21 protein-coding genes are annotated in these 26349 nt (G+C 64.7%); 12 read left to right on the top strand and 9 right to left on the bottom strand.

What is annotated here, in order from left to right:
* Positions 1-154: 154 nt before the first annotated feature.
* Both JQ628_RS09310 and pdeM read left to right on the top strand, forming a co-directional pair.
* On the top strand, positions 155-2689 hold the full coding sequence (locus tag JQ628_RS09310) for a ligase-associated DNA damage response DEXH box helicase (RefSeq protein ID WP_349628038.1): 2535 nt from the start codon (positions 155-157) through the stop codon (positions 2687-2689).
* Between the two features lie 21 nt (positions 2690-2710).
* Positions 2711-3400, top strand: a complete 690-nt coding sequence (gene pdeM, locus JQ628_RS09305; protein WP_212222250.1) for a ligase-associated DNA damage response endonuclease PdeM — start codon at positions 2711-2713, stop codon at positions 3398-3400.
* Positions 3401-3560: 160 nt separating this feature from the next.
* On the opposite strand, the gene JQ628_RS09300 is transcribed toward pdeM, so the two are convergent.
* Positions 3561-4424, bottom strand: a complete 864-nt coding sequence (locus tag JQ628_RS09300) for a LysR family transcriptional regulator (protein WP_212222107.1) — start codon at positions 4422-4424, stop codon at positions 3561-3563.
* A gap of 96 nt (positions 4425-4520) precedes the next feature.
* Between JQ628_RS09300 and JQ628_RS09295 the strand changes: the two genes are divergently transcribed.
* From JQ628_RS09295 to JQ628_RS09285, 3 genes are all read left to right on the top strand, one after another.
* Entirely contained in the window at positions 4521-5438 is a 918-nt protein-coding gene (locus tag JQ628_RS09295; RefSeq protein ID WP_212222105.1) for a DMT family transporter, read from the top strand.
* Entirely contained in the window at positions 5435-6208 is a 774-nt protein-coding gene (locus JQ628_RS09290; protein ID WP_212222103.1) for an MBL fold metallo-hydrolase, read from the top strand. Before JQ628_RS09295 ends, JQ628_RS09290 begins: the two co-directional genes overlap by 4 nt.
* An 80-nt stretch (positions 6209-6288) precedes the next feature.
* The gene (locus JQ628_RS09285) at positions 6289-7647 is read left to right on the top strand and encodes an NRAMP family divalent metal transporter (RefSeq protein ID WP_212222101.1); all 1359 of its coding nucleotides are present in this window, start codon (positions 6289-6291) and stop codon (positions 7645-7647) included.
* Here JQ628_RS09285 and JQ628_RS09280 read toward each other — a convergent pair.
* The 5 genes from JQ628_RS09280 to JQ628_RS09260 form a co-directional block, all read right to left on the bottom strand.
* Positions 7644-8423: a TIGR02186 family protein gene (locus tag JQ628_RS09280; RefSeq protein WP_212222099.1), complete on the bottom strand. Its 780-nt coding sequence runs from the start codon at positions 8421-8423 to the stop codon at positions 7644-7646. The two genes, JQ628_RS09285 and JQ628_RS09280, sit on opposite strands and share 4 nt — an antisense overlap.
* Positions 8420-9352, bottom strand: a complete 933-nt coding sequence (locus tag JQ628_RS09275) for a sulfite exporter TauE/SafE family protein (RefSeq protein WP_212222097.1) — start codon at positions 9350-9352, stop codon at positions 8420-8422. Before JQ628_RS09275 ends, JQ628_RS09280 begins: the two co-directional genes overlap by 4 nt.
* Positions 9353-9666: 314 nt before the next feature.
* The gene (locus JQ628_RS09270; RefSeq protein ID WP_212222095.1) at positions 9667-10320 is read right to left on the bottom strand and encodes a hypothetical protein; all 654 of its coding nucleotides are present in this window, start codon (positions 10318-10320) and stop codon (positions 9667-9669) included.
* A gap of 394 nt (positions 10321-10714) precedes the next feature.
* Positions 10715-14299, bottom strand: coding sequence for a tetratricopeptide repeat protein (locus JQ628_RS09265; protein ID WP_212222093.1), 3585 nt, complete (start codon positions 14297-14299; stop codon positions 10715-10717).
* Positions 14300-14627: 328 nt separating this feature from the next.
* Positions 14628-15215, bottom strand: a complete 588-nt coding sequence (locus JQ628_RS09260) for a PadR family transcriptional regulator (RefSeq protein WP_212222091.1) — start codon at positions 15213-15215, stop codon at positions 14628-14630.
* A 138-nt stretch (positions 15216-15353) separates the two neighbouring features.
* On the opposite strand from JQ628_RS09260, the gene JQ628_RS09255 reads away from it, so the two are divergent.
* From JQ628_RS09255 to JQ628_RS09240, 4 genes are all read left to right on the top strand, one after another.
* Positions 15354-15746: a nuclear transport factor 2 family protein gene (locus tag JQ628_RS09255; protein ID WP_212222089.1), complete on the top strand. Its 393-nt coding sequence runs from the start codon at positions 15354-15356 to the stop codon at positions 15744-15746.
* A 152-nt stretch (positions 15747-15898) separates the two neighbouring features.
* Entirely contained in the window at positions 15899-17689 is a 1791-nt protein-coding gene (locus JQ628_RS09250) for an acyl-CoA dehydrogenase C-terminal domain-containing protein (protein ID WP_212222087.1), read from the top strand.
* 64 nt (positions 17690-17753) lie between these two features.
* Positions 17754-18962 carry an acetyl-CoA C-acetyltransferase gene (locus JQ628_RS09245; protein ID WP_212222085.1) on the top strand — a complete coding sequence of 403 codons (1209 nt, stop codon included), beginning with the start codon at positions 17754-17756 and terminating at the stop codon, positions 18960-18962.
* A 149-nt stretch (positions 18963-19111) separates the two neighbouring features.
* Complete coding sequence (locus tag JQ628_RS09240; RefSeq protein ID WP_212222083.1) at positions 19112-21340, top strand: FAD-dependent oxidoreductase; 2229 nt, start codon at positions 19112-19114, stop codon at positions 21338-21340.
* Between the two features lie 216 nt (positions 21341-21556).
* Here the strand turns inward: JQ628_RS09240 and gstA are convergent, their stop codons facing one another.
* Positions 21557-22171, bottom strand: a complete 615-nt coding sequence (gene gstA / locus JQ628_RS09235; RefSeq protein WP_212222081.1) for a glutathione transferase GstA — start codon at positions 22169-22171, stop codon at positions 21557-21559.
* A gap of 131 nt (positions 22172-22302) precedes the next feature.
* Between gstA and JQ628_RS09230 the strand changes: the two genes are divergently transcribed.
* From JQ628_RS09230 to JQ628_RS09220, 3 genes are all read left to right on the top strand, one after another.
* Complete coding sequence (locus JQ628_RS09230; RefSeq protein ID WP_212222079.1) at positions 22303-22794, top strand: MarR family winged helix-turn-helix transcriptional regulator; 492 nt, start codon at positions 22303-22305, stop codon at positions 22792-22794.
* A 96-nt stretch (positions 22795-22890) separates the two neighbouring features.
* On the top strand, positions 22891-24261 hold the full coding sequence (locus JQ628_RS09225) for a glutamate--cysteine ligase (protein WP_212222076.1): 1371 nt from the start codon (positions 22891-22893) through the stop codon (positions 24259-24261).
* A gap of 277 nt (positions 24262-24538) precedes the next feature.
* Positions 24539-25093, top strand: coding sequence for a PAN domain-containing protein (locus JQ628_RS09220; RefSeq protein WP_212222074.1), 555 nt, complete (start codon positions 24539-24541; stop codon positions 25091-25093).
* Positions 25094-25249: 156 nt separating this feature from the next.
* On the opposite strand, the gene JQ628_RS09215 is transcribed toward JQ628_RS09220, so the two are convergent.
* Positions 25250-25813, bottom strand: a complete 564-nt coding sequence (locus JQ628_RS09215) for a nucleotidyltransferase family protein (RefSeq protein ID WP_212222072.1) — start codon at positions 25811-25813, stop codon at positions 25250-25252.
* A 123-nt stretch (positions 25814-25936) separates the two neighbouring features.
* Positions 25937-26272 (bottom strand): MmcQ/YjbR family DNA-binding protein, encoded by a 336-nt coding sequence (locus JQ628_RS09210; protein WP_212222248.1) that lies wholly within the window; start codon positions 26270-26272, stop codon positions 25937-25939.
* Positions 26273-26349: the final 77 nt, after the last annotated feature.

Below are 26349 nucleotides of genomic sequence, written 5' to 3'. Positions count from 1 at the left end.
ACCTGTACCCCCTCACCCGGATCGCATCTGGCGATGCGATCCGACCTCTCCCCGCAAGCGGGGCGAGGTGAAGTAAGCGCAGCCGCCACCCTCGACGAACCCACCTCAACCGCTTACCTCTTGGGGCGTGCAATCGCCCGACCTCTTTACCTACGTGCCCACAGCGCTGCTGCCGGACCGTTTCCAGAAATGGTTCGCCGCACGCGGCTGGTCGGCGCGCGAGCATCAGTTGGCTCTGCTGGCGAAGGCGCGGGATGACCGCTCCGCACTGCTGATCGCGCCCACCGGCGCCGGCAAGACGCTCGCGGGATTTTTGCCGAGTCTGGTGGAGCTTTCCTCGCCGATGGCGGCAGATGGCAAGAGCGTCGTTTCCACCGGCCGCAGCGTCAAACGAATCGGCGGCCTGCATACCCTCTACATCTCGCCGCTGAAGGCGCTCGCCGTCGACATCGCGCGCAATCTGGAAACTCCGATCGCCGAGATGGGCCTGCCGATCAAGGTCGAGACCCGCACCGGCGACACGCCGGTGTCGCGCCGCCAGCGGCAGCGGCGCTATCCGCCGGACATCTTGCTGACCACACCTGAGCAGCTCGCGCTGCTGCTTGCCTCCGACGATGCGCCGTTCCTGTTCGGCTCACTCAAGCGCATCGTGCTCGACGAATTGCATGCGCTGGTCACCTCCAAGCGCGGCGATCTGCTCTCGCTTGGCCTCGCGCGTCTCTGGCGCATCGCACCCGAGATGCGCGCGATCGGACTGTCCGCGACGGTGGCCGAGCCGGAATCGCTGGCGCGTTTCCTGATGCCGCAGCCGCTGGGGCGGGAAGTCTCCGCCGACATCGTCGTGGCGGGCGGCGCCGCGGCGCCGATCGTCGAGATGCTCGACACCAGGGAGCGGTTGCCCTGGGCCGGCCACACCGCGCGCCACGCGCTCGGCGAGATGTACGACCTCATCAAGCTCAACAAGACCACGCTGATCTTCGTCAACACCCGCAGCCAGGCCGAAATGCTGTTCCAGGATTTTTGGCGCATGAACGACGATGGCCTTGCCATCGCGCTGCATCACGGCTCGCTCGACGTCGCCCAGCGCCGCAAGGTCGAGGATGCGATGGCGGCCGGCAAGCTGCGCGGCGTGGTCTGCACCTCCTCGCTCGACCTCGGCATCGACTGGGGCGACATCGATCTCGTCATCAATGTCGGCGCGCCCAAGGGGGCTTCCCGGCTGATGCAGCGGATCGGCCGCGCCAACCACCGGCTCGACGAGCCCTCGCGCGCCGTGCTGGTGCCAGCCAACCGCTTTGAGGTGCTGGAATGCACGGTCGCGATCGACGCCGTCGCAGAAAACGCGCAGGACACCCCGCCGCTGCGCACCGGCGCGCTCGACGTGCTGGCCCAGCATGTGCTCGGCCGCGCCTGCGGCGAGCCGTTTTTGTCGGATGAACTCTATCAAGAAGTGCTGACCGCGGCGCCTTACTCAAATCTCGCCCGGACCGATTTCGACGACATCGTCGATTTCGTCGCCACCGGCGGCTACGCGCTGAAAACCTACGAGCGATTTGCGCGCATCAAGCAGGACAAGCAGGGAAAATGGCGCGTCGCGAATCCGCGGGTGCGGCAGAGCTACCGCCTTAATGTCGGCACCATCGTCGAGGAGGCCATGCTCAAGGTAAAGCTGGTGCGCTCGCGTGGCGGCGGCTCCGGCCATACCGGCATGATCGCCCGCGGCGGAAAAATCCTCGGCGAAATCGAGGAATATTTTATCGAAGGCCTCGTGGTCGGCGACACCTTCGTGTTCAGCGGCGAGGTGGTGCGCTACGAGGCGCTGGTCGAGGACCAGGTCTATGTCTCGCGGGCCAACGACAAGGACGCCAAGGTGCCGGCCTATGCGGGCGGCAAATTTCCGCTCTCCACCTATCTCGCCGAACGCGTCAGGAAACTACTGGACGATCGCCGCCAGTGGAACGCGCTGCCCGAACAGGTGCGCGACTGGCTCTCGCTACAGCGCGCCTTTTCCCGCGTGCCGGCGGTGCGCGAACTGTTGATCGAAACCTTTCCACGCGGGGGAAAGCATTATTTCGTCTGCTACCCCTTCGAGGGCCGCCTCGCGCACCAGACGCTCGGCATGCTTTTGACGCGCCGGCTGGAGCGCGCCCGGGCCCGGCCGCTCGGCTTTGTCGCCAATGAATATGCGCTCGCAATCTGGGGCGTCGGCGACATCTCGCATCTGGTTCGCCACGGCAATCTCGATCTCAACGCGCTGTTCAATCCGGACATGCTGGGCGACGATCTCGAGGCCTGGCTCGCCGAATCGGCGCTAATGAAGCGCACCTTCCGCAACTGCGCGCTGATCTCCGGCCTGATCCCGCGCCGCTTCACCGGCGAGGAAAAGAGCCGCCGCCAGGTGTTGTTTTCGACCGACCTCGTCTACGACGTGCTGCGCAAACATCAGGCCGACCATGTGCTGCTGCGCGCCGCTCGCGCCGATGCCGCTTCGGGCTTGCTCGATCTTCGCCGTCTTGGTGATATGCTCGCGCGAATCCAGGGGCGAATCACCCACCGGGAACTCGACCACGTTTCGCCGCTCGCGGTGCCCGTCATGCTGGAAATCGGCCGCGAGTCGGTCTATGGCGAAGCATCCGACGAGCTGTTGGCGGAAGCTGCCGAAGAGCTCGTCAAAGAGGCGATGGAATAGAACGTGACGTCAGCGCAATTGTTGCAGAATGGCCGGACATTGCGCGCCTCGGTTCTCGACATTTCCGGCATCACGCTGCTCGCCGATTTCTCCGGCGCGCTGTTCTGGGAAGAGCAGAGCCTGCTCGTGGTTTCCGACCTGCATCTGGAAAAAGGCTCGAGCTTTGCCGCGCGCGGCGTGCTGCTGCCGCCCTATGACACCGCGGCGACGCTGGGCCGGCTTGCTGCCGTGATCGCGCGCCACGACCCGCGCATGGTGATCGCGCTCGGCGACAGTTTTCACGACCGCACCGCCCATGAGCGGCTGTGCGGCGCCGACCGCGACGCCATCGCGGCGCTCCAGGTGCGGCGCGACTGGATCTGGATTTCGGGCAATCACGATCCCGCGCTGCCCTCGAATCTCGGCGGCGTGGTCGCGACCGAAGTCTGCATCGGCCCCATCGCCTTCCGCCATGAGCCGACCGGCGCGATTGGCGAGATCGCCGGCCATCTGCATCCCAAGGCCCGCGTGCCGACCCGCGGCCGCACGGTGGAGCGGCGATGTTTCGCCTGCGACGGCGAACGCGCTGTGATGCCGTCCTTCGGCGCCTACACGGGGGGCCTGAGCATCCGCGACAAGGCGTTTGCGAGAATATTTGGAACGCCGGGCTTCATGGCCCACGTCCTCGGCGACAACCGCGTGCATACGTTTGCCGCGGCCAGGTGTTATTGAATCCGTCGTCCCGGCCAAGCGAAGCGCGAGCCGGGACCCATACGCCCGGCCGCTGTTGTGACAGCGAACTGGTCGCCGGCTTTGCGTCAACAACTGCTGCCTGTGGTTATAGGTCCCTACTTTCGCAGGGACGACAGCTGAAGTTGTCGCAGCGCTGGTCTCACGCCGCCTTCGCCTGCACCGTCCCGCAAAATTCCGCCAGCCGATCCGCCAGCCGCAGCGTTGCGGGGCTCGCACCGGGCGCTGCGACCAGCGCCACCTCCGTCCTGTCGATCGGCGCAAAGCCGTCTTTCGCCGTGAGCACGCGATGCTCGGCCTGGATCGCGATCTCGGACAAAATGCTCAACCCCATGCCGGCGGCAATCGCGGCCTGAATGCCGGAGAGATTTGAAGACGTGTACGCCATGTGCCAGCTTCGCCCCGCGCTCTCCAGCGCATGGATGGCGCCGGCGCGGTACAGGCAGCCGGTGGGAAATCCGATCAGCGGCACCGAGCCGGTGCGCGTATCGCGCGGGTGGCTTTTGCTGGTGACCCAGTGCACGCGCTCCGGCCACACCGCGATGGCGCCCTTTTCGCCGGCCGTGCGCTTGAACAGCGCGAGATCCAGTTCGCCGCGCTCCAGCTCGCGCTTGAGATTGGCGCTCTGGTCGGCGCGCACGTCGAGCCGCAGGCCCGGGTGCGAGCGCGAAAACGCCGCCAGCAATTTGGCGAGGCGATAGGCGGCAAAATCCTCGGGAACGCCGAGCCGGATCGCGCCGCCATGGCCCGGCTGCGCCAGCACGTCGCGCGCTTCCTCCGCCAGCGCCAGCAGCCGCCGCGCATAGGACAACAGCCGCTCGCCGGCTTCCGTCGGCGTCACGTCCTTGCCGTTACGGTGGAGCAAGGGCTGGCCGACGTCCTCCTCCAGCCGCTTGATCTGCTGGCTGACGGTCGATTGCGTGCGGTGGACGCGCGCGCCCGCGCGGGTGAATCCGCCGGAATCGACCACCGACACGAAGCTGCGCAGGAGTTCGAGATCGAGCATCTGAATGCTCCATTTATAAATCCACTGGATATCAGTTTATCATTTAATTTCCAAATATCAACGCGCGGGCCTAGATCAAGGGCAAAGGAGCATCCCATGTCGCTCGCGCCCTCGCTCGCGGTCTCCCGCGCCCAATTCAACTGGCTGCCGCTCCTGATCGGCCTGTTCTGCCTGCTGTGGAGCTTCGCCTTTGTCGCGGGCAAGATCGGCGTCACCGATTGCCCGCCGCTGATCCTGCTCACGGCACGTTTCTCGCTCGCCGGAATCCTCGTCCTCGGCATTTCGGCGCTGCGAAGCGAGAGCTGGAATCTCGGCTGGCGCGACGTCGCGGTGTTTTCGGTTCTGGGCGTCGCCAATAACGCGCTCTATCTGGGATTCGGCTACACCGGCCTGCAAACCGTCTCCGCTGGCCTCGGCGGCCTCGTCGTCAGCGCCAATCCTGTTTTTACCGCGGTGCTCGCCGCTGTCTTCCTCGGCGAGACGCTGAACTGGCGCAAGGTAAGTGGGCTGCTGCTCGGCATTGCCGGCGTCAACTTTATCGTCTGGCATCGGCTCAAGATCGGTACCGACCATTTCGACGGCATCGTGTTCACGCTGGCATCGCTTGCCTCGATCGTTGCCGGCACCATCCTGTTCAAGCTGCTGTCGCCGAAGGGCTCGCTCTGGATCGGCAACGGTATCCAGAACATCGCCGGTGGCCTCGCGCTGCTGCCCTTCGCATTCACGCTGTCGAGCATCAGTGACATCGTCCCCAGCGCACGGCTGCTCGGCGCGTTCGCGTTCCTGGTGCTCGGCGGCTCGATCCTCGCTTATCTGCTCTGGTTTCATCTCCTGAAAGTGTGTGGCGCGACCGCCGCGAGTGCCTATCATTTCCTGATGCCACCGCTCGGCATGCTGTTCGCCTTCCTCGTGCTCGGCGAGCATATCGAGGCCCGCGACCTGCTCGGGATCATCCCGGTGGCGCTCGGCATCTATCTGGTAACGCGTCCGGCGGCGCCAAGGAGCAAATCATGACGACAAAAATCACACTGATCGGCGGTCCCACCGCACTGATCGAAGTCGACGGCTTTCGCCTGCTCACCGATCCCACCTTTGATGGGCCTGGCGCCTACGAGCTGCCGCATGTGAAGCTGGAGAAGGTGACCGGACCGGCATTCGGCGCTGACAGGGTCGGTGAGATCGACGCCGTGCTGCTCAGCCATGACCAGCACTCCGACAATCTCGACAATTCCGGCCGCGAATTTCTCAAGAAAGCAAGGCGCGTGCTGACGACGGAGGCCGGCGCCAAGCGGCTCGGCGGACATGCCGAGGGTTTCGCGCCATGGGCTTCGACGGAGCTCAAGGGCAAGAATGGAAACTCGCTGACGATCACCGCCACGCCCGCGCGCCACGGGCCGGCCGGGATCGAGCCGCTCTCCGGCGACGTCATCGGCTTCGTCGTCGCATCGAGCAACACCGCGACACGCCCGATCTATGTCAGCGGCGACACGGTCTGGTTCGACGGCGTCGCCGAGGTCGCAAGACGCTTCAACGCCGGCATTGTGCTGCCCTTTGCCGGCGCGGCCCAGACCCGTGGGCCCTTCCATCTCACCATGGACACCAACGACACGATCGAGACCGCGCGCGCTTTCCCCGACGCCGTGATCGTGCCCGTGCATACCGAAGGCTGGAAGCATTTCCGGCAGACTTCAGGCGATTTGCGCGTGACCTTCGATACGCTCGGCTTCGGTACGCGGTTGCGCATCCTCGAACCCGGAGTCGCCACGATCATCGAGCCGTGCTGATCCAGGTCTGGGTCCCGCGCCAGGTCTTCCGGTAGGAACCGAACGGTAGCCGGTTCGTTGTTGGACCGGCTGGACCGGACATGACAGATCGCAGGCAGAACAGGCGCAACGGCGGCGGGGAGCATCACCACAAGGCGGACAGCGCAAAGCCGTCGCCGAAGCATCGCAAGTCCTTCAGCATCCGCGACTTCCTCAAGACGCTCGGTCCCGGCCTGATCACCGGCGCTTCCGACGACGATCCCTCGGGCATCGGCACCTACAGCCAGGCCGGCGCGCAGCTCGGTTACGGCATCGGCTGGACCATGCTGCTGACGTTTCCGCTGATGGTCGCGATCCAGGAGATTTCCGCCCGCGTCGGCCGCGTCACCGGGCACGGCATCTCGGGCAATGTCTGCCGGCATTATCCGCGCTGGCTGCTCGTCATCGTGGTGACGATGCTGTTCGTAGCCAACACCATCAACATCGCCGCCGACCTTGGCGCGATGGCCGATGCCACAAAGCTGCTGATCGGAGGGCACACCATCCTCTATGTCGTCTGTTTCGGCGTGATATCGATCGCGGCGCAAATCTTTCTCAACTACAAGCGCTATGTCGCCGTGCTGAAATGGCTGACGCTCAGCCTGTTCGCCTATGTCGCCGCGCTGGTGTTTGCTAACGTCTCCTGGAGCGAGGCGCTGCCGGGCCTGCTGCTTCCGAAGATGAGCTGGAACGCCGATTATTTCACCACCATCGTGGCGATCCTCGGCACCACGATCTCGCCCTATCTGTTCTTCTGGCAAGCCTCGCAGGAGGCGGAGGACCAGCGCGTCGACGTCACAAAGCGGCCGCTGATCGAAAAGCATTACGGCGCGCGGCGGGAATTCTCCCGCATCCGCGCCGACACCATGGTCGGCATGGCCTTCTCCAACCTGATCGCGCTCGCGATCATCACCACGGCAGCCGCGACGCTGCATGCGTCGGGCAGGACCGATATCCAGAGTTCGGCGCAGGCCGCCGAAGCGCTGCGCCCGATCGCGGGGCCGCTGGCAGAATGGATCTTTGCGCTCGGCATCGTCGGCACGGGGCTGCTTGCGATTCCGGTGCTGGCCGGCGCCACCGCCTATGCCGTCGGCGAAGGATGGCAGTGGGCCGTAGGGCTCGCGCGCAAGCCAAAGGAGGCCATCGCCTTCTATTCGGTGCTGGCGATCTCGGGCGGTTTTGGCATCGCGCTCAACTTCACCTCGATCAATCCGATCTCGGCGCTGTACTGGAGCGCGGTCATCAACGGCGTGCTCGCGGTCCCCGTGATGGTGCTGCTGATGCTGATGGCGCGCCACCGGAACGTCATGGGCCGCTTCGTCATCGGCGGGCCGCTGTACTGGCTGGGCTGGCTCTCGACATCAGCGATGGCGCTGAGCGTCATCGCGATGGGCGTGGGATTCTTCCTCGGGAAAACCTAATCCTTCCGGAACACGATCGAGGCCATCCAGCCCGTCATCAGCGCCATCATCGCGGTGACGAGGCCATAGACAAAACCGTTGTTGCGCGCGGCGTTGGCGACGAACTGCTCGAATCCGACCTTGACGATTTCGAATGCGGTCTCGGTGCGCGTCACCAGAACGCCGTCGGCGAACAATTTGATATCCACATTGTAGGTGCCGATCGGCACCTCTGCCGGCAGCGGGATGCCGGTGCGGAACAGCGTCGGCGTCAGGAACGTCACCGCGGAGGTTTCCTGACGATAAAGCCCGTGCTGCTTGCGCAGCCGCACGAAGGCGCTGCGGAATGCGTCCTCGGGCACCACGTCGGCGTAGTCGGGTCCGACCCGCTGGGTGAGCAATACGTTGTTCAGCCCGACCTGCTGCCGCCGCTGCACCTCGGGCGAGGCGATCTGCTCCAGCGGGCGGTTGGAGAACACGGCAAGGTAGCTCGGCACCTTCAAGAACTGCCGGGAATCGGTGTTGATCCAGATTCCGAATTTGCGCTCCTTGCGCCGCGTCACCAGGTCCATGCGCGGGCCGGAGACGGTGACGACGAGATCGTATGCGTTGCGGCCGGGCGGCGTATTCCCGTCCTTTTCCACCGAGCCGAACAGCACCAGCTCCTCGCCGGAATAGTTCGGCGTCACCGTCACGCGATGGTTCGACACCGACACGATCAGCCGATCGGCGCGCGCAGGGGGTGCTGCGAGCGCGGCCCCGAGCACACAGGCGGCGATAGCGGCGGCAAGCCTCATGCGGGGCCTCCGGTGGAGGTCTCGCGAACCGTGAAGAGATCGGCCGGCTTGATCACAAGCTCGACCGCAAAGCGGATGCCGACGGCGAGCACCAATAGCCCGAGCAGCAGCCGCAGATGTTCGCCGCGGATTTTTTGGCCCGCGCGCGCGCCGAACTGGGCGCCGGTCACGCCGCCCACCATCAGGATCAGCGCCAGCACGGCGTCGACCAGATGATTGGTGACCGCATGCAGCATGGTGGCGAACACCATGGTGACGAGGGTGAGCACCATCGAGGTACCGATCACGGTCGAGGTCGGCACCCGCAGGACGTAGATCATCAGCGGCACCAGGATGAAGCCGCCACCGATACCCATCACGGCACCGATGAAACCGATGATCAGCCCGATTACGATGACGGGGATGACGGAAAGGTAGATCTTGGAGCGCTTGAAGCGCATCTTCAACGGCAAGCCGTGGATCCAGCCGTGGCCGCCGGATCGGCGTACCGGCACCGGGTTGCCGCCGCGGGCGCGCAGCATCGCGCGCAGCCCTTCCCAGAACATCAGCCCGCCGACGGTGGTGAGCAGGATCACGTAGGACAGTGCGATCAGGAGATCGAGTTGGCCCAGCGAGCGCAGCAGCGTGAAGGTCCACACGCCGAGCGCAGTCCCTATCGTGCCGCCGGTCAACAATACCAGCGCCAGTGATGGGTCGATGGCGCGCCTTCGCCAGTAGGATATTGCACCCGAAAAGGACGATGCCGCGATGTGGCTTGCGACAGAGGCAACCGCGACCGCCGGTGAGATGCCGACGAAGATCAGGAGCGGCGTCATCAGAAAGCCGCCTCCGATCCCGAACATGCCGGATACGAACCCCACCGCCGCGCCCATCGCCAGGATGAGCAAAACATTGACCGGAAGGTCGGCGATGGGAAGGTAGAGCTGCACGCGGTTTGCTTTTGTTAATGCGCCGCGGGCCAGCCGAAGGGCCGCTCGCGGCAGCGTGGGTTCGAGCATTTACCGGCAGGAAATCCGGTTGTCGCACGGGGGCGGGAAGCTGGTGTGGACCGGTTGCCGTGGTCCTGCATAACCGAATTTGACGGAGGGAGGGACTAAAGAATCCGCCCTGCGGCAATTATTTGCCGGACGCTGGGATGCATTTGCGGGCGTGGTGAAAAATTCACATTAACGGCAAGGTGCGCTGGTTTGGCCTAGGGGCATGATCCGGAAAAATGGGCACCGGTTTTCCGGAAAGATCATGCCTACTTTGATGGATCGGTGATGAGGTTCATCGTCACCGCTTCCTGCTTGCTCAGCCAGCGGATATCGCCGGTGCGCGACATGGCCTCGACGAACACCGAGGACGAGATGCCCATCTTGGTGAGATAGCCGAGGATCGTGCCGGTGACGCGCTGGGCGTCGGCCAGCGGATCGGCGCTGGCTGTTCTCGATGTAAAGCGATGGATCCCCAGCCGCGAGCCTTCGACGCCAAAGCGGGTCTTGCCGCCGGCGAACACGAACACGCAGGCGCTGGCGCACGAAGCCGGCCGGATCCGGCTGGACGTATCGACGGTACCGACAGCCGTTACCAGCCCGCGTGCGCGGATCACTTCGCCCATGATGAGGGATTGCCCCACATCGCCGCCGAGCGAGGAGATCACTACGGCGTCGCCCGCCTTGAGCCTCGCTTCATCCAGCCGCTCGCGAAACCAGCTCGCGCTGGCGGCACCGATTTTCCCGTGCAGCACCAGTGCCTGAACGCGGCGGCCGCCGAGATCGACGTCCGCCACCGAAGAGGTCATGCTGGGCGAAAAATAGCGGTCGCTCCAATAGTCCCAGGCGCCCGGCTCCGACAGCTCGCGATAGGCCTGGATAACGACGCCGAGAATGACGAGCAAAGGAATCAGGGCCGACATAAAGCTGCGGCCAGAACGCGCAGCCGCTTGTGGCTGCGCGGCGGGCCGATTGACCGGTCGCGGTGCAGGCGGCGGGTCCCAGGGCCGCGCGGGCGGCACCGGCAGGCCACTTCCTCTTTGCTGGCGATCGTCGGTGGACAAGTCGAATCCTCAGGGCGCAAAGGCGTCAGCGGCGCCGACGCTGCCTGTCTATATAGTGTCGTTCTAACAAATACAGGTTCGCGGCGCCGCACTTAACTCATCTGTAATGTTCGGCTCGGTGGCTTCATCCTTCGGGACGCGGCCAAGTAGCCGTGCCTGGGGATGAGGTCTGGGAGTCGCGCAAGATGTCGGACCTCATGGTGAGGAGCGCGGCAACGCCGCGCGTCTCGAACCATGAAGGCCTGGAAAAACTTTAGCGGGCGGTAGTGGTAGCCGGAGCCGCGGCGCGTCTGGCGGGCTTGGCCGCAGGCTTGGCAGCGCTGGCCTGGGTCGGTGCGCTGTCCCAGCCTCCGGCCGGGACCGCGACGTTGACGGAGTCCTCCGGCTGCGGCTCGGGCGTAAAGGTCTGGATCGCGAGCTTGGCCGCGGCCAGCGATTGCGGATCGAGTCGCTTTGCAACGTCGTCGCGCTTGCGCGCTGAATCGGCATCACCCTGGGCGGCGGCGAGGCTGAACCATTTGAAGGATTCGGCAAGGTTCTGGTCGACGCCGATGCCGCGGGCATAGAGGATGCCGAGGTTGAACTGGCTGTCGGCGACGCCGCGATCGGCGGCTTTGCGGAACCACTGCGCTGCACTCTTGTAGTTCGCGCCCTTGCCGCCGCCGTCGGCGTCCAGCACGGCGAGGTTATGCATCGCCTTGGCGTTGCCGCGCTCGGCCGCCTGCGTGTAATAGCGCCGCGCGATCTCGGGGTCTCGCTTCACGCTCAGGCCCTTCTCGTAGAAGGTGCCGAGCCGGAAGATCGCGGGTATCAGGCCGGCCTGTGCCGCGCGGTCATACCACTTTGCGGCTTCATCCAGGTTGACCGCCACGCCCTTGCCCTCGGCAAAGCGCGTGCCGATTTCGTAGGCCGCGGCCGCATCGCCCTTCATGACGGCGGCGCGCAGTTTCGGACCGGCAATGCCCTCCGGCAATTGTTCTGATGGCGGCACCTGCACGACGCCGATCTTGCCAGGCGTCGTCATCGCGGCCGGTGCCGGCGGCGTGGCGGGAATCGCGCCGGTCACGTCGCTGGCTGGTGCCGGCGCAGCCGGGACTTGCGCCGGCGGGATCGGGACCTGCGCACTGTCGAGCAGGTTCGGCGCCGGCGTATGGTTGGATTGCCGGCCGATCGGCGTCGGCGAAGTTATCATCGACGGCGCGGCGGGCGCGGGCGATGCAGGCGCGGCATTGGAGTCTTTTGCGGCGGGCGCCGGAGCGGCAGCCGGCTCTTCCATCGCCGGCATCGGCGGCGCGGTCCCGGTGTCGAGCAGCGTCATCGCCATCTTGAAGGTGCCGAGCACGATCACGACCACGCTCGCGCCGACCAGCAGCGAGCGGATCTTCGAGGTGATGGTCGAGGGCTCCTTGTCGTCGGCGGCCTTGGCGGCAGCCGCCTTGGCCTCGACTTTCGCCTCGATCTTGGCCTTGGCTTTTTCCTTGGCCTTGTCGGCCGCCGTTTTCTTCGGAGCGGCACGCGCCGTCTTTTCATTGGCCGCGTTGGCCGCGGCGGCTTGCGCGGCGCGGCGGGCGGCGGCGATGAAGCTCGATGTAGAGACCGGCTCTTTCGGTCCCTTGGGAATTTCGCTCAAGGCGTCTTCGGAAGCCGCGATGCGCTCGGTCGACGAGGATGCCCGCGCGGTCGGCCGGGTGCCGGGCTCCAGCGGATGATCGGGCGGCAGGTCCGGCTCGATCGCGGCACGCGCCGCTGCCGCCGAGTGCGGGATCAGGATGTCGCTGATCGCACGCGGCGGGATGGGCGGCGGGGTCGCCGCGGCCGGCTCCACGGCGCCGAAATTGCGTGGGGCGGCGACGAAATGCTCTTTTGGTGCCGGGGCCGCAGCCTGAATATTTCCTTGGGCAAACGCCTGCGAGGCGGCCGGATTCGGCAATTCCGGTTTCGGCGGCAGCGGCATGGCCGCGCGCGGTGCCTCGACCGGCGCCTCGGCAATGACCGGGGCAGGGGGCGGCACAAAGGCGGCTGCGGCCGGCGGCACAAAGGCAGGGGCGGTCGGCGGCGGGGCCGGTGCTGCGACGGGCGCCGCGCGTACGGCGCGCAGATCGCCCTCGATCATCGCAAGGCGATCGACCACATGGCCGAGCGTGGAGTGAACGGTTTCGAGCGAGTCCTGCGTGCGGCGGTCGGTCTCCGACTGGCTGAAGCGGATATCGGACAGCTCCCGCTTCACCATGTCGACGATCGCCGGATCCATCTGCGGCTGAACCGGCGCCGCGCTGAAATGACGGCTGGTGTCGGCGAGCGAGGCCAGGTTCGCGTGCTGGCGCTCGAGATGGCGCAAAATGTCCTGTAGCGCATCCTCGACGCGGCCGAGATTGTTGTTCGAGTTGGCGTGCGAATCCGTCGAAGCCTCGATGCGCTCGATCAGATACGACACCCGCTGCTCGAGATGCGCGATCGCGGACGTATTGTCGTTGCCGACCGGCAGGCGGTCGATGCGCTCGGACAGTGCTTGCAGCGCGTTCTCGATGTATTCGGTATTGCTCGGCGCCGGCCGCTCGCGCGTCTCGATCGATGAAGCCAGCGCGGCGATGCGCTGCTCCAGCATCGCGAAGGCATCGCTATTGCCACCGGTGCGGCCGATCTGGTCGACCTTCGACGACAGCATCTGCACGTCGTCGGAAAGCCGCGCCAGCGCGTCGTTGGAGGCGACATTGGAGACGATCGAGCGCAGCGCTGCGATCGCCCCTTCGAGCTGATGGACGGTCGAGGGATCGTCATTGGCGCGCAGGATCAGATCGAGCTTGGCGCCGAGATTGCGGATGGCATCGTCATAGCCGGCGAGCTGTTCGGCCGGCGTCAGCGTGCGCAGCACCTCGCGGATGTCGGAGAGCGCGCGTTCGATGCTGGCGAGCGCCTGGCCGTCGGTGCCGTTCTGGCGGCTCTCGTCGATCCGCCGGTGCAGCGAGCGGATTTCGTTCTCGATCGATTCGATCGCCCGGCGCGGCATCGCCTCGGTGATGGCGTGGCGGATTTCGGCCAGCTCGTTGCGGAACGCCGCGATCGATTGCTCGATGTGATCGGGCCGCTGTAGCGACTCGATCTGGCTGGTGATCTTGATCAGGTGCCGTTCCAGCGCGGAAAAATCCGGGCCCGGCGCCGGCGGAGGAGGCGCGGGCGCGGCCATCGGCGGCGGCGCATAGGCCGGCATCTGTGGCGGCGGCGTGTATTGCGGCGCCGGCTGCGGCGCGTATTGCTGCACCGGCGGCGCATTGCGTGACGGAATCGGCCGGCGCGGCGGCGGCAGCGGCGCATCCAACTCGTTCTGGCGCGCGGCGATCTCGGCGATCGCCGAATCGAACGAGGCGGGGCTGAGCGGCGGCGAGGGCCGATAGACCTGCGCCGCGGCGCGCTCGACCATCTCGGCCTGGCGCTGCTTGTCCTGCTGGGTCTGACGCGGGGCCGGATTGGAAATCTGCGACAGTCGCGCGTCCAGCCGCGAGATCGCGTCGTTCAATTGCCGGGCAACCGCCGGCGCGCTCCGCGCCTCGCCGCGCGGCGCGTCCTGGCGCGGCGAGGGCTTTGCAATCTGCTCGATCTGGCGGGTGATGGCGTCCAGCCGCTGGTGGATATCGTCGACCGCGCGAGCTTCCTGCGCAAAATGGCCCTGATGACCTTGCGGCTGCCCATAAGGCTCGCGGAAATTCGGTGGGATGGCTTCGCCGACGGTGGAGTTGAGCCAGTCGTTGAGCGACATGCCGGCACGCCGCGCGGCCGCCTCGGCCCTCTCGCGGACGGATGGATCGATGCCGTCGACACTCCACGATACCCGCGAATTCATGCTCTCGTCCGGTTCGAACTCCGGCACCGTCCTGGTGCCTACAGCCCTCCCCGCGCGTCCCACTGAAGAGACAATCGAATTTCGCGCAGGTCGTCTGCCTCAGAACCTGACTTTTTCCCGTCACGGTAAATAACGGGTTAAGGAATGCGGCCGCCGTGCCGTAAAGTTAAAGACGGGCCGAACTGCGCAGTTTTTCGGAGGGCCCACACCTCTCCACGCGTCATTCCGGGGCGCGTCACTTGGCGCGGGCCCGGGAATCATACTCCTGATCGTGGTTATGGATTCCGGGCTCTCGCTTTGCTCGCCCGGAATGACGGTGGGAGGGAATTCAGGCTTTGGCCTTGCCTTGCCCGTCCTTGACCGGCGTGACCTTCGCCTTCCCGGCGCCGGCGGGCAGGGCCTCCAGTGCCTCCTCGCACCACTCCACCACGGCGCGCTCATGGCGGATGCCGAGGCGGACCGCCAATAGCTTGCCGAGATCGGCGAGCGGGGACGTGCCGTCCGGGAATCGCTTGGCGAGGATCCGCTCATAGCGGGCGCACCGGTCGCGGTGGTGTTCCAGCCGCGCCATCAGGTCGTCGCGGAGCGGCTCGATGTCCACGGCATCGAGTGCGTACAATTTTACCAGCAGCTCATCCTTCATCGAGGCCGGCGTGGAGGGCCGCGCCGCCCAGTGCCGCAGCGCGGAGCGGCCGGCCGGCGTCAGCGTATAGACCAGCTTGTTCGGCTTGCCGGTTTGCACCACTTCATTGGCTTCGACGTAACCGCGGTCCTTGAGCTTGGTCAGCTCGCGGTAGATCTGCTGGTGGTTGGCTTTCCAGTAGAAGCCGATCGAGACGTCAAAGGTCTTGGCGAGCTCGTAGCCCGTCATCGGCTGTTCGGTCAGGCATGCCAAAATTGCGTCGCCGAGCGCCAAGCAGCACCCTCCGTCGATTTCCTTTGACAATATGCACAAAGGTGCATATGCGTCAATGTGCATATGACGGACCGTCGGCCCCTGTCCGGCCGCCGCCCGGCCCGCAATCGCAATGCTCGATTACCCTGGAGACGTCCGATGACGATGACCGGTCTCGACAAGTGGTACGGCTATATCAAATCCCATGACCGCGCCGAGCTCTGGGAACTGCTTCATCCCGACGCGGTGTTCGAAAGCCCTGTCGTGCATACACCGCAGCGCGGCCGCGACATCACCTTCAAATATCTGGTGAGCGCGCTGAAGGTGCTCAATGGCGACAGCTTCCGGTATCTCGGCGAGTGGCGCAGCGATGATGGCGCGGTGCTCGAATTCGCCACCGAGATCGACGGCATCACCATCAACGGCGTCGACATCATCACCTTCGATCGTGACGGTCGCATCACTCATTTCAAGGTGATGGTGCGCCCGCTCAAGGCCATCAACCTGCTGCACCGCCTGATGGGCGAGCAGCTTGCCGCGGCGGCCGGCTGATGCCTGCACCCCAAAGCCGCAAAGTTGATCGCGATTGGTGCTGCAACCTGCGTGCGGAACCAGATAAGGTTCTGTCCCGGAAGCCCGCACCTGCCGCGCGCGATTTGCTCTAACGCCTCCATCTAATTTCTGTCGCCTGCCGGGAGAATCCGATGCCGACCTACAAAGCCCCCGTCGAAGATGTGAGCTTCCTGCTCAACGACGTGTTCCAGATCGACCGCTACGACAATCTTCCCGGCTTTACCGACGCTTCCGCCGACGTTCGCGAAGCGATCCTCGGCGAGGCGGCCAAGCTCAGCGAAGAAGTGATTCAGCCGCTCAATCGCGTCGGCGATCTCGAAGGCTGCAAGCGCCATGACGACGGCCGCGTCACCACGCCGAAAGGTTTTAAGGAGGCCTTCAAGCAGGTCGCCGAAGGCGGCTGGCTCGGCCTGTCGGCGCCGACTGAATATGGCGGGCAGGGCCTGCCGGTGACGCTGAGCCAGGTCGTTACCGAATTCCAGAGCGCGGCCAACATGGCCTTCTCGATGTATGGCGGCCTGACGATGGGCGCGACCGCGGCGCTGCTGGTGCACGGCAACGCCGAGCAGAAGAAGACCTATGTGCCGAAGATGGTGGCGGGCGAGTGGACCGGCACCATGAACCTCACCGAGCCGCAATGCGGCACGGATCTGGGCCTCTTGCGCACCAAGGCGGTGAAGCAGGCCGACGGCAGCTACAAGATCACCGGCACGAAGATCTTCATCTCGGCCGGCGAGCACGACATGACCGAGAACATCATCCACCTCGTGCTGGCGCGTATCGAAGGCGCGCCCGCCGGCATCAAGGGCGTGTCGCTGTTCGTGGTCCCGAAAGTGCTGGTCAATGCCGATGGCTCGCTCGGCGCACGTAACGGCGTGACCTGCGGCTCGATCGAGCACAAGATGGGCATTCACGGCAATTCCACCTGCGTGATGAATTACGACAACGCCACCGGCTGGCTTATCGGCGAAGAGAACAAGGGCATGCAGGGCATGTTCGTGATGATGAATGAGGCCCGGCTCGGCGTTGCCGTGCAGGGTCTCGCGCAGTCCGAGGTCGCCTATCAGAACGCGGTCAATTATGCGCGCGAGCGTTTGCAGGGCCGCGCGCTGACTGGCGTGAAGGCCGCGGACAAGCCGGCCGATCCAATCATCGTGCATCCCGATGTGCGCCGCGTGCTGCTCACTATCCGCGCCTTCAACGAAGCTGCGCGCGCGATGGTGGTGTGGACCGCGCTGAAGAGCGACATCGCGCATCGCTCCAACGATCCCAAGGATCGCCAGGAGGCCGACGACCATATGGGCCTGATGACCCCGGTCATGAAGGGCGTGATGACCGACACCGGCTTTGCCAACGCTGTTATGGCGCAGCAGATGTATGGCGGCCACGGCTACATCGCCGAGCACGGCATGGAGCAGTTCGTGCGCGATGCGCGTATCGCGATGCTCTATGAAGGCGCCAACGGCATCCAGGCGCTCGATCTCGTCGGCAGAAAACTGCCGCGCGACGGCGGCCGTGCCATCATGTCCTTCTTCGGCGAGGTAGGCGCCTTCGCCAAGGAATATGGCGGCGACGAAGCCATGAAGCCTTTTGTGGCCCCGCTCTCCAATGCGCTCGGCCATCTCCAGCAGGCCACCGGCTGGCTGATGCAGAACGCCATGGGCAAGCCCGACAATGCCGGCGCTGCCGCCACCGACTACATGCATTTGTTCGGCCTCGTCACCTTCGCCTATATGTGGGCGCGGATGGCGAAGGTGGCGCAGGACAAGATCGCCGCCTCCGGCGCCACGCCTTACCTGAACACCAAGCTGGTGACCGGCCGTTTCTTCATGGAACGCATGTTGCCGGAAACCGCGGCTCATCTTGCGCGCCTCCAGACTGGAAGCGTCACCACCATGGAACTGGCCGCGGAAGCGTTCTGAACGATCTTCGCTTCGCCGGCAAAACCGGCTATAAATTACGACCATCATATCTAGGGAGGCAGTCATGCCCGAGGCATTCATCTACGACCACGTCCGCACCCCGCGTGGACGCGGCAAGTCGGACGGCTCGCTGCACGAAGTCACCGCGCTGGCGCTGGCGACCGTGCCGCTGAAAGCACTGAAGGACCGCAACAACCTCGGCGAAGACGTCGTCGATGACGTCGTGCTCGGCGTGGTCGATCCGGTCGGTGAAGCCGGCTCCGACCTCGCGCGCTTTGCCGCGCTGAAGGCGGGTCTCGGCCAGGCCGTGCCCGGCGTACAGATCAGCCGCTTCTGCGCCTCCGGCCTCGATGCCGTGAACTTTGCCGCCGCCCAGATCATGAGCGGGCAGCATGAATTGGTGATCGGCGGCGGCGCCGAATCCATGAGCCGCGTCGGCATTGGCGCCTCCGGCGGCGCCTGGCCGATGGACCCCTCGATGGCGGTGCCGTCCTACTTCATGCCGCAGGGTGTGTCGGCCGATCTGATCGCGACCAAATACGGTTTCTCGCGCGATGACGTCGATGCCTACGCCGTGCAAAGCCAGCAGCGCGCTGCAAAAGCCTGGGACGAGGGTCGCTTCAAGAATTCGGTGGTGCCGGTGAAGGACCAGAACTGCCTGACCATCCTCGCCAAGGATGAGCACATGCGCCCGACCACGACGATGCAGTCGCTCGGTCAGTTGAAGGCCTCGTTCGAAGTAATCGGCGCAATGGGCGGCTTCGATGCGGTCGCGATCCAGTCGCATCCGGAAATCGAGAAGATCAATTACGTGCACCACGCCGGCAACTCCTCCGGCATCGTCGACGGCGCCGGCGCGGTCCTGCTCGGCAGCAAGGAAGCTGGCGCCAAGCACGGCCTCAAGCCGCGCGCAAAAATCCGTGCTTTCGCCAATATCGGCTCGGAGCCCGCGATGATGCTGACCGGTCCGGTCGACGTCACCGAAAAGCTGTTCGAGCGTTCCGGCATGAAGAAGTCGGACATCGACCTGTTCGAGCTCAATGAGGCCTTCGCGTCCGTCGTGCTGCGCTACATCCAGGCGTTCGACATCGACAATGCAAAAATCAACGTCAATGGCGGCGCGATCGCGCTCGGCCATCCCCTCGGCGCGACCGGCGCGATGATCCTCGGCACCGTGCTCGATGAACTCGAGCGCACCAACAAGTCGACCGCGCTGGTGACGCTGTGCATCGGCGGCGGCATGGGCACCGCGACCATCATCGAGCGGGTGTAATTCGCAATCCGTAGGGTGGGTTAGCAAAGCGTAACCCACCATTCTCGCCACGACTTCGATATCGGTGGGTTACGCCTTCGGCTAACCCACCCTACGATCAGCAACAACCGCGGCGCCTTGTGCGGCAGCCGGCATTGAGGGAGCACCCCATGGCTTACAAGAATTTCAAATTCGAAACCGACGCCGACGGCATCGCGCTCGTCACCTGGGATATTCCGGGACGTTCGATGAACGTGCTGGACGAGACCTCGGTCGACGAGCTCGAAGCGATCGTCAAGCAAACCACCGAGGACGCCGCGATCAAGGGCGTCGTCATTACCTCCAGCAAGGATGCGTTCTGCGCCGGCGCCGATCTCTCCATGCTCGAAGGCATGAGCAAGACCTACGCCGACCTGATGAAGGCGAAGGGCGAGGAGGCCGCGAACCAGACGCTGTTCGAGCAGAGCCGCCGCTTCTCGCAGGTGTTCCGCAACATCGAAATTTCAGGCAAGCCGTGGGTCGCCGCGATCAACGGGCTCGCGCTCGGCGGCGGCTTTGAGCTGACGCTGTCCTGCCACTACCGCGTCGCCGCGGAAAATCCCAAGACGCGGCTTGGCCTTCCCGAGATCAAGGTCGGCCTGTTCCCCGGCGCCGGCGGCACCCAGCGCGTGCCGCGCATCGTGCAGCCGCAGGACGCGATGCAGTTGCTGCTCAAGGGCGAGGCAGTCAATCTCGCAAAAGCGAAGTCGCTGAATTTGATCCATGCCATCGTGCCGGCCGCCGACATGATCAAGGCCGCCAAAGACTGGATCAAGGGCGGCGGCAAGCCGGTCGCGCCGTGGGACGAGAAGGGTTTCAAGCTCCCGGGCGGTCCGGTGTTCTCCAAGGCCGGCATGCAGATGTTCCCCGCCGGCAACGCCATCTATCGCCGCGAAACTTTTGACAATTATCCGGCCGCGCGCGCCATCATGAGCTGCGTCTATGAAGGCCTCCAGTTGCCGATCGACGCCGCGCTGCGTGTGGAGTCGCGCTACTTCACGCAGATCCTGCGCTCGAAGGAAGCCGCAGCCATGATCCGCAGCCTGTTCCTGTCGATGCAGGAGCTGAACAAGGGCGCGCGCCGTCCGGCGGGCGTGCCGCCGACCAAGGTGAAGAAGCTTGCCGTGATCGGCGCCGGGTTTATGGGCGCCAGCGTCGGCTACGTCTCCGCGCGAGCCGGCATCGACGTGGTGCTGATCGACCGCGACCAGGAGAGCGCCGACAAGGGCAAGGGCCATGCGAAGAGCGTAATCGACGGCCTGATCGCCAAGGGCCGCGCCAAGCCGGAAGAAGGCGACAAGATCATGTCGCGCATCACGGCCACGTCGGACTATGCCGCGCTTGGGGACTGCGATCTCGTGATCGAGGCCGTGTTCGAGGATCGCAAGGTCAAGGCGGACACTTTCACCAAGGCGCAGCAATATCTCAAGCCGGACGTGATCTTCGCTTCCAACACCTCGACCCTGCCGATCACCTCGCTCGCCGAATCCTTCAAGGACCAGGACCGCTTCATCGGCATCCACTTCTTCTCGCCGGTCGACAAGATGATGCTGGTCGAGATCATCCTCGGCAAGAACACCGGCGACGCCGCGCTCGCCACCGCGCTCGACTACACCCGCATGATCGGCAAGACGCCGATCGTGGTGAACGACAGCAGAGGCTTCTACGCCAACCGCTGCGTCGGCCGCTACATCGCCGAGGGCAACGAGATGTTCCTCGAAGGCGTACCGCCGGCGATGATCGAGAACGCCGCCAAGATGGCCGGCATGCCGGTCGGCCCGCTCTCGCTGTCGGATGAAGTCGCGCTCGATCTCGGGCTCAAGGTGATGAAGGCGACAGAGGTCGACCTCGGGCCCAATGCCATCAACCCGGACCAGAAGAAGCTGATGGTCGAAATGGTGGAGAAGCAGAACCGCCTCGGCCGCAAGAACGGCAAGGGTTTTTACGACTATCCCGAGAAGGGCAAGGGCCAGAAGAGCCTGTGGCCCGGGCTGGCCGATTTGCAGCCGAAGAAGCTCGATCCGGATACGCTCAGCGTCGAGGAACTGAAGCAGCGCTTCCTCGTGGTGCAGGCGGTGGAAGCCGCGCGCACGGTGGAAGACCATGTCATCACCGACATGCGCGAGGCGGATGTCGGCTCGATCCTCGGCTTTGGCTTTGCTCCGTTCACCGGCGGTACGCTGTCCTATATCGACTTCATGGGCACGAAGAAGTTCGTCGAGCTCTGCCACAAGCTGGAAGCCAAATACGGCTCGCGCTTCACCCCGCCGAAGCTGCTGGTGGAAATGGCCGCCAAGGGCGAGACCTTCTACGGCCGCTTCCCGCCGAAGAAGCAGCCTACTGCGCAGGCGGCGGAGTAGGGCGAGGCAAAATGGATCGTCGTCCCTGCGAACGCAGGGACCCATAGCCACCGACGGCAATTGTTGCAGATGGTGTCAGCTATTCTGCCCCATCGATAGATCACGCGGTATGGGTCCCTGCGTTCGCAGGGACGTCGTGTGGCAAGAGTTCACCGCAAAACAAGGAAGGGCCGGACTAACGATCCGGCCCTTCGCTCATTGTGATACACAAAAACCTCACGCTGCCTTTAGCAGCCCTTCCTTGCTCAGCGCTTCCTGCACCTTCGGACGCGCGGCGACGCGGGTCTTGTAGGCGACGAGGTTCGGCATCGCCGACAGGTCGAACTTCATGCGGTCGGCCCAGCTCAGCATGGTGAAGAGATAGCCGTCGGCCACCGTGAACTGCTTGCCCATCAGGTAGTCGCGGCCCGCGAGCTGGCTGTCGATATACCTGAACTTGCCCATCACGCGATCCTTGAAGAAGGCCTTGGCCTCATCGGCCAGCACCGGCGAGAAGATCGGGCCGAAATTCTTGTGCAGTTCGGTCGTGATGAAGTTCAGCCATTCGAGCAGCTTGTAGCGCTCGGCGCTGTCGCGCGCCGGCGCCAGGCCCTTGTCGGCGGCCCTGTCCGCGATCATCTGCACGATGACGGGACCTTCGGTCACGAGTTCGCCCGACTCGAGCCTTAGCGCCGGAACCTGGCCCTTCGGATTGACCGTGAGATAGTCGTCGCCGTTTTCGGTCTTCTTGGCGCGCAGATCGACCTTCTCCAGGTCGTAGGGCAGGCCCGCCTCTAACAGGGCGATGTGGGGGGAAAGCGAGCAGGCGCCGGGGGAATAATACAGTTTCATCGGATTTTTCCTTCCCTTGGGGATTATTGGCCGAGACGCAGGCGTGACTAAATGCATTTGCATGAAATAGTCAAGATTGATGCAGGTGCATTCAGTAGGTACACTCAGCCGTGAGAGATATGGAATAGGACATGAAACGCAAACCATCGACCGAGGCGACCGCCGCCTGGATCCGCCTGATGCGGGTGCAGAGCCGGGTGCTGGACTGCGTCGAGCAGGATTTGAAGAAGGCCGGCTTTCCGCCGCTCGCCTGGTATGACGCGCTCTTGGAATTGTCGCGCGCCCCGAGCGGCGAGATGCGCCCGGTCGAGCTGGAGAAGCAGATGCTGATCCCGCAATACTCGACCTCGCGCCTGATCGACCGTCTGGTCGACGAGGGGCTTGCCGTGCGCCGCGAATGCAAGATCGACAAGCGCGGCCAGTTCGTCGAGATCACCGAGGCCGGGCGCGAGTTGCAGAAGAAGATGTGGGGCGCCTATTCGGCCGCGATCGAAAAACATGTCGGCTCGAAACTGTCCGATACCGATGCCCTGAAACTCTGCGGTCTGCTCGACCGGCTCGGCTGCTCCTGTAGCGATGCAAGACCGGCCGCCGTCGCCAAAGAGGGCGTGCCCGCCCGATGACATCGCTTTGTCCCGTTACCTCCGCATCCCCTTCGGGCTGCGGATGCCTTGCCACCCGCGCGCGTTCGGTCGCAGCGCCCTTGATCCGGAATTTCCATGGCGCGTGACCAGATCGATATGACGCCGCTGCAATCGCGCGACGAACTCGTGGCCTGGCTGGCGGCGGGCGTAAAGCCGCCGTCCGAATTCCGCATCGGCACCGAGCACGAAAAGACGCCGTTCACGCTCGATGGGCGCCATCCCGTGCCTTACGAGGGCGCAAAGGGCATCGGCGCGCTGCTGGAAGGGATGAAGCTGCTGCTCGGCTGGGAGCCGATCGTGGAGCGCGGCAACATCATCGGGCTCTACGATGTCACCGGGGGCGGGGCGATCTCGCTCGAGCCAGGCGGGCAGTTTGAGCTATCCGGCGCGCCGGTCGAGAACGTACACCAGACCCAGGCAGAGCTGATGGCGCATCTGGCGCAGGTGCGCGAGATCGCTACGCCCTTGGGCATCGGCTTCCTCGGGCTCGGCATGACGCCGTCCTGGTCGCGCGCGCAGATCCCGGTCATGCCGAAGGGCCGCTACAAGATCATGACCAATTACATGCCGAAGGTCGGCCAGTACGGCCTCGACATGATGTACCGAACCTGCACTGTGCAGACCAATCTCGATTTCTCCTCAGAAGCCGACATGGTCAAGAAGCTGCGCGTCTCGCTGGCGCTACAGCCGGTGGCCACCGCGCTGTTCGCCAATTCGCCTTTTACCGAAGGCAAGCCCAACGGCTTCCTCTCCTTCCGCTCGGAAATCTGGCGCGACACCGACAATGCGCGGTCGGGCATGCTGCCCTGGGCGTTCGAGGACGGCATGGGGTTCGAGCGCTATGTCGATTATGCACTCGACGTTCCCATGTATTTCGTGAAGCGGGGCGATGCCTACATCGACGTCGCCGGCTCCTCGTTCCGCGCTTTCTTCGACGGGCGCAATAATTCGCTGCCGGGCGAGCGGCCGACGCTGTCGGACTGGGCCAACCACCTCTCGACGATTTTCCCGGAGGTGCGGCTGAAGCGTTACCTGGAAATGCGCGGCGCCGACGGCGTGCCGTGGGGCCGGCTGCCGGCGCTGCCGGCGTTCTGGGTCGGGCTGCTCTATGACAACCAGAGCCTGGATGCGGCCTGGGACATCGTAAAGCACTGGAGTGCGCATGAACGGCAGGCGCTGCGCGACGACGTGCCGCGCTTCGGCTTCAAGGCCCGGATCAGGGATCGTTATCTGTTCGAGATCGCGAAGGAATGCGTGACGCTGGCGCATTCCGGCCTGCGCCGCCGCGGCCGGGTCGATCACCTCGGCCGCGACGAAAGTCGCCACCTTGAGCCACTTGAGCGCATCCTGGAGTGCGGCCGCACGCCGGCCGAAGAAATGCTGGATAAATACAACGGCGCCTGGGCCGGCTCGATCGAGCCGGTCTATCAGGAATACGCGTTCTAGGTGATCCGGTGGACAGCTGGGCCGCATGGTTCGAGACGCGCGGCATCGCCGCGCTCCTCACCATGAGGGTCAAAAATCCTCCCTAACGCGCGATCTCTCCCCTCATCCTGAGGAGCCGCGAAGCGGCGTCTCGAAGGATGCAGGTCCCGCTGCTGCCAACGGGAAAATCGCCTTCCTGATCAGCCCAATAGCCGCCGTTCATCCACCGTACAGGTTGCTGCCGATCAAATGAGCAGCCCGCGGAACGCGGGTGCAGACTGCTCGAAAGCAACCAAAAATGAGGATGAACGGCCTGCTCGGGGCGTGTGTGGTGACGTTTGCCCTGCTGGCGGCCGCGATGCATGTGCGGCCGGCGCAGGCGCAGGCCAATTTCGATCGGCCCGGCGGCGATTATCTGAGCGCGCCGGTCGTCTCGGGCGATCCCGCCGATTGCGCGCTGGCCTGCGAGCGCGACCGCCGCTGCCGCGCCTGGAGCTTCAATTACCCGAGCGACGTGATGCGGGGGTCGGTGTGCTGGCTCAAGAACAGCGTGCCGGCGCGCACGCAGGATAATTGCTGTGTCTCCGGCGTGCGCGGCGCCGGCGTGGTCGAGCCGCGCAACACGGCGGTCGAAACCTCGATCGACCGCTTCGGCGGCGACTACAAGAGTTTCGAGCTCAACGCCCGCGACGGCGACGATGCCTGCAAGGCCGCCTGCACCGCCGACAAGCAATGCCGCGCCTGGACCTATGCCAGGCCCGGCTATGCCGGAAAGGATGCGCACTGCTTCCTGAAAAAGGACATCAAGCCGCCAAGGCGGAAGGCCGGATTTACGTCGGGCGTGGTGCGGTAGCTCTATCTTCCGTCGTCCCGGACAAGCGACCGCAGGGAGCGCTGATCCGGGACCCATACGCCGCGGCTTCTCCATGATGCGCTGGAGTTAGTAGCGTCGTCACAACAGACATCGGTGATTATGGGTCCCTGCTTTCGCAGGGACGACAGCGAAGTTTTAAGGCGCCACCACCGTCACCTCCGGCCACATCTGCTTCCACCGCGCCGCCTTCCTCGCGTAATTCGCCGCTGAAAAATTCGGTCCCGGATTCGGCCGCACGATCATGCCGGCCACATCATCAAATCCATCCGGCGCATACACATCATAGCCATCCCGCGTCCGCCGAATCCCCACCCGCGTGTTTTTCGTCAGGAACCGGTCAATCCCCTCGGCCGACGACCGCAGCGGCGGATAGGGCAGGCCGTGCTTCTCGCCATACCAGAGATGAACCCGCGCCTGGTTGCGCGGCTCGATTTCCACGCCGTGTCCTTTTAGCGCGCCGCGCAGTTCCCGGATCACCGCATCCTCGGCCTCCCACGAGGTGTCGGAATCGAAATAGAACACGTCGTAATCGGCAATGCCGTAGTCCACCGCGCGGCCGGTCAGCACATTCCACACTGTCTGCACCAGGCACCCCGACACGACCCATGCATCCGGCAGCGCGAGGCGGAACAATTCATCCGCGATATCAGCGTTGACGGGATTGCGAAGCGCGAGGTCCAGGAATTCGTTTTGGGTCATCGACGCTCTCTCCACGTCATTGCGAGGAGCAAAGCGACGAAGCAATCCATCTTTGTTGCGGCGACATGGATTGCTTCGCTTCGCTCGCAATGACGGTTTTGCGTCTTCCTGCGCCCTACGATTCTATTCCGATTCGGCCGCCAGCGCCCTCTTCGAGGCCAGCGCCCGCCAGTGCCGCCGCAGCAGCGGCTCCACCGTCGCACGCTTCGCCTTCGACAGGCGGATCAGCACCATCGGATAATCGCGATAATGATCGGTGAAATAGAAAACCTTCGGCTGGCTCTCCACCAGCATCTCGCGCTCGTCCTGCGGCACGCCTGGCATGACAAGCGAATCGCCGTCCTCCTTCAGCCGCACCAGCATCTTCTTGCGCACCTTCAGCGCCGGCGTGCCGTAGGAGGTGCCGTCCTCGACCTCGGGCCAGCGAAGGGCGATCTTTCTGACGTCGTCGAAGGTCATGAGGTGGAGCAACCCTCTATCCCCTTGTCATGGCCGGGCTTGTCCCGGCCATCCACGTCTTTCCTGGCTGCGGCCCC

It is taken from the genome of Bradyrhizobium lablabi (assembly GCF_018129385.1).
Lineage (GTDB): Bacteria > Pseudomonadota > Alphaproteobacteria > Rhizobiales > Xanthobacteraceae > Bradyrhizobium > Bradyrhizobium lablabi_C.
This window is presented reverse-complemented; position numbering and strand designations above follow the sequence as displayed.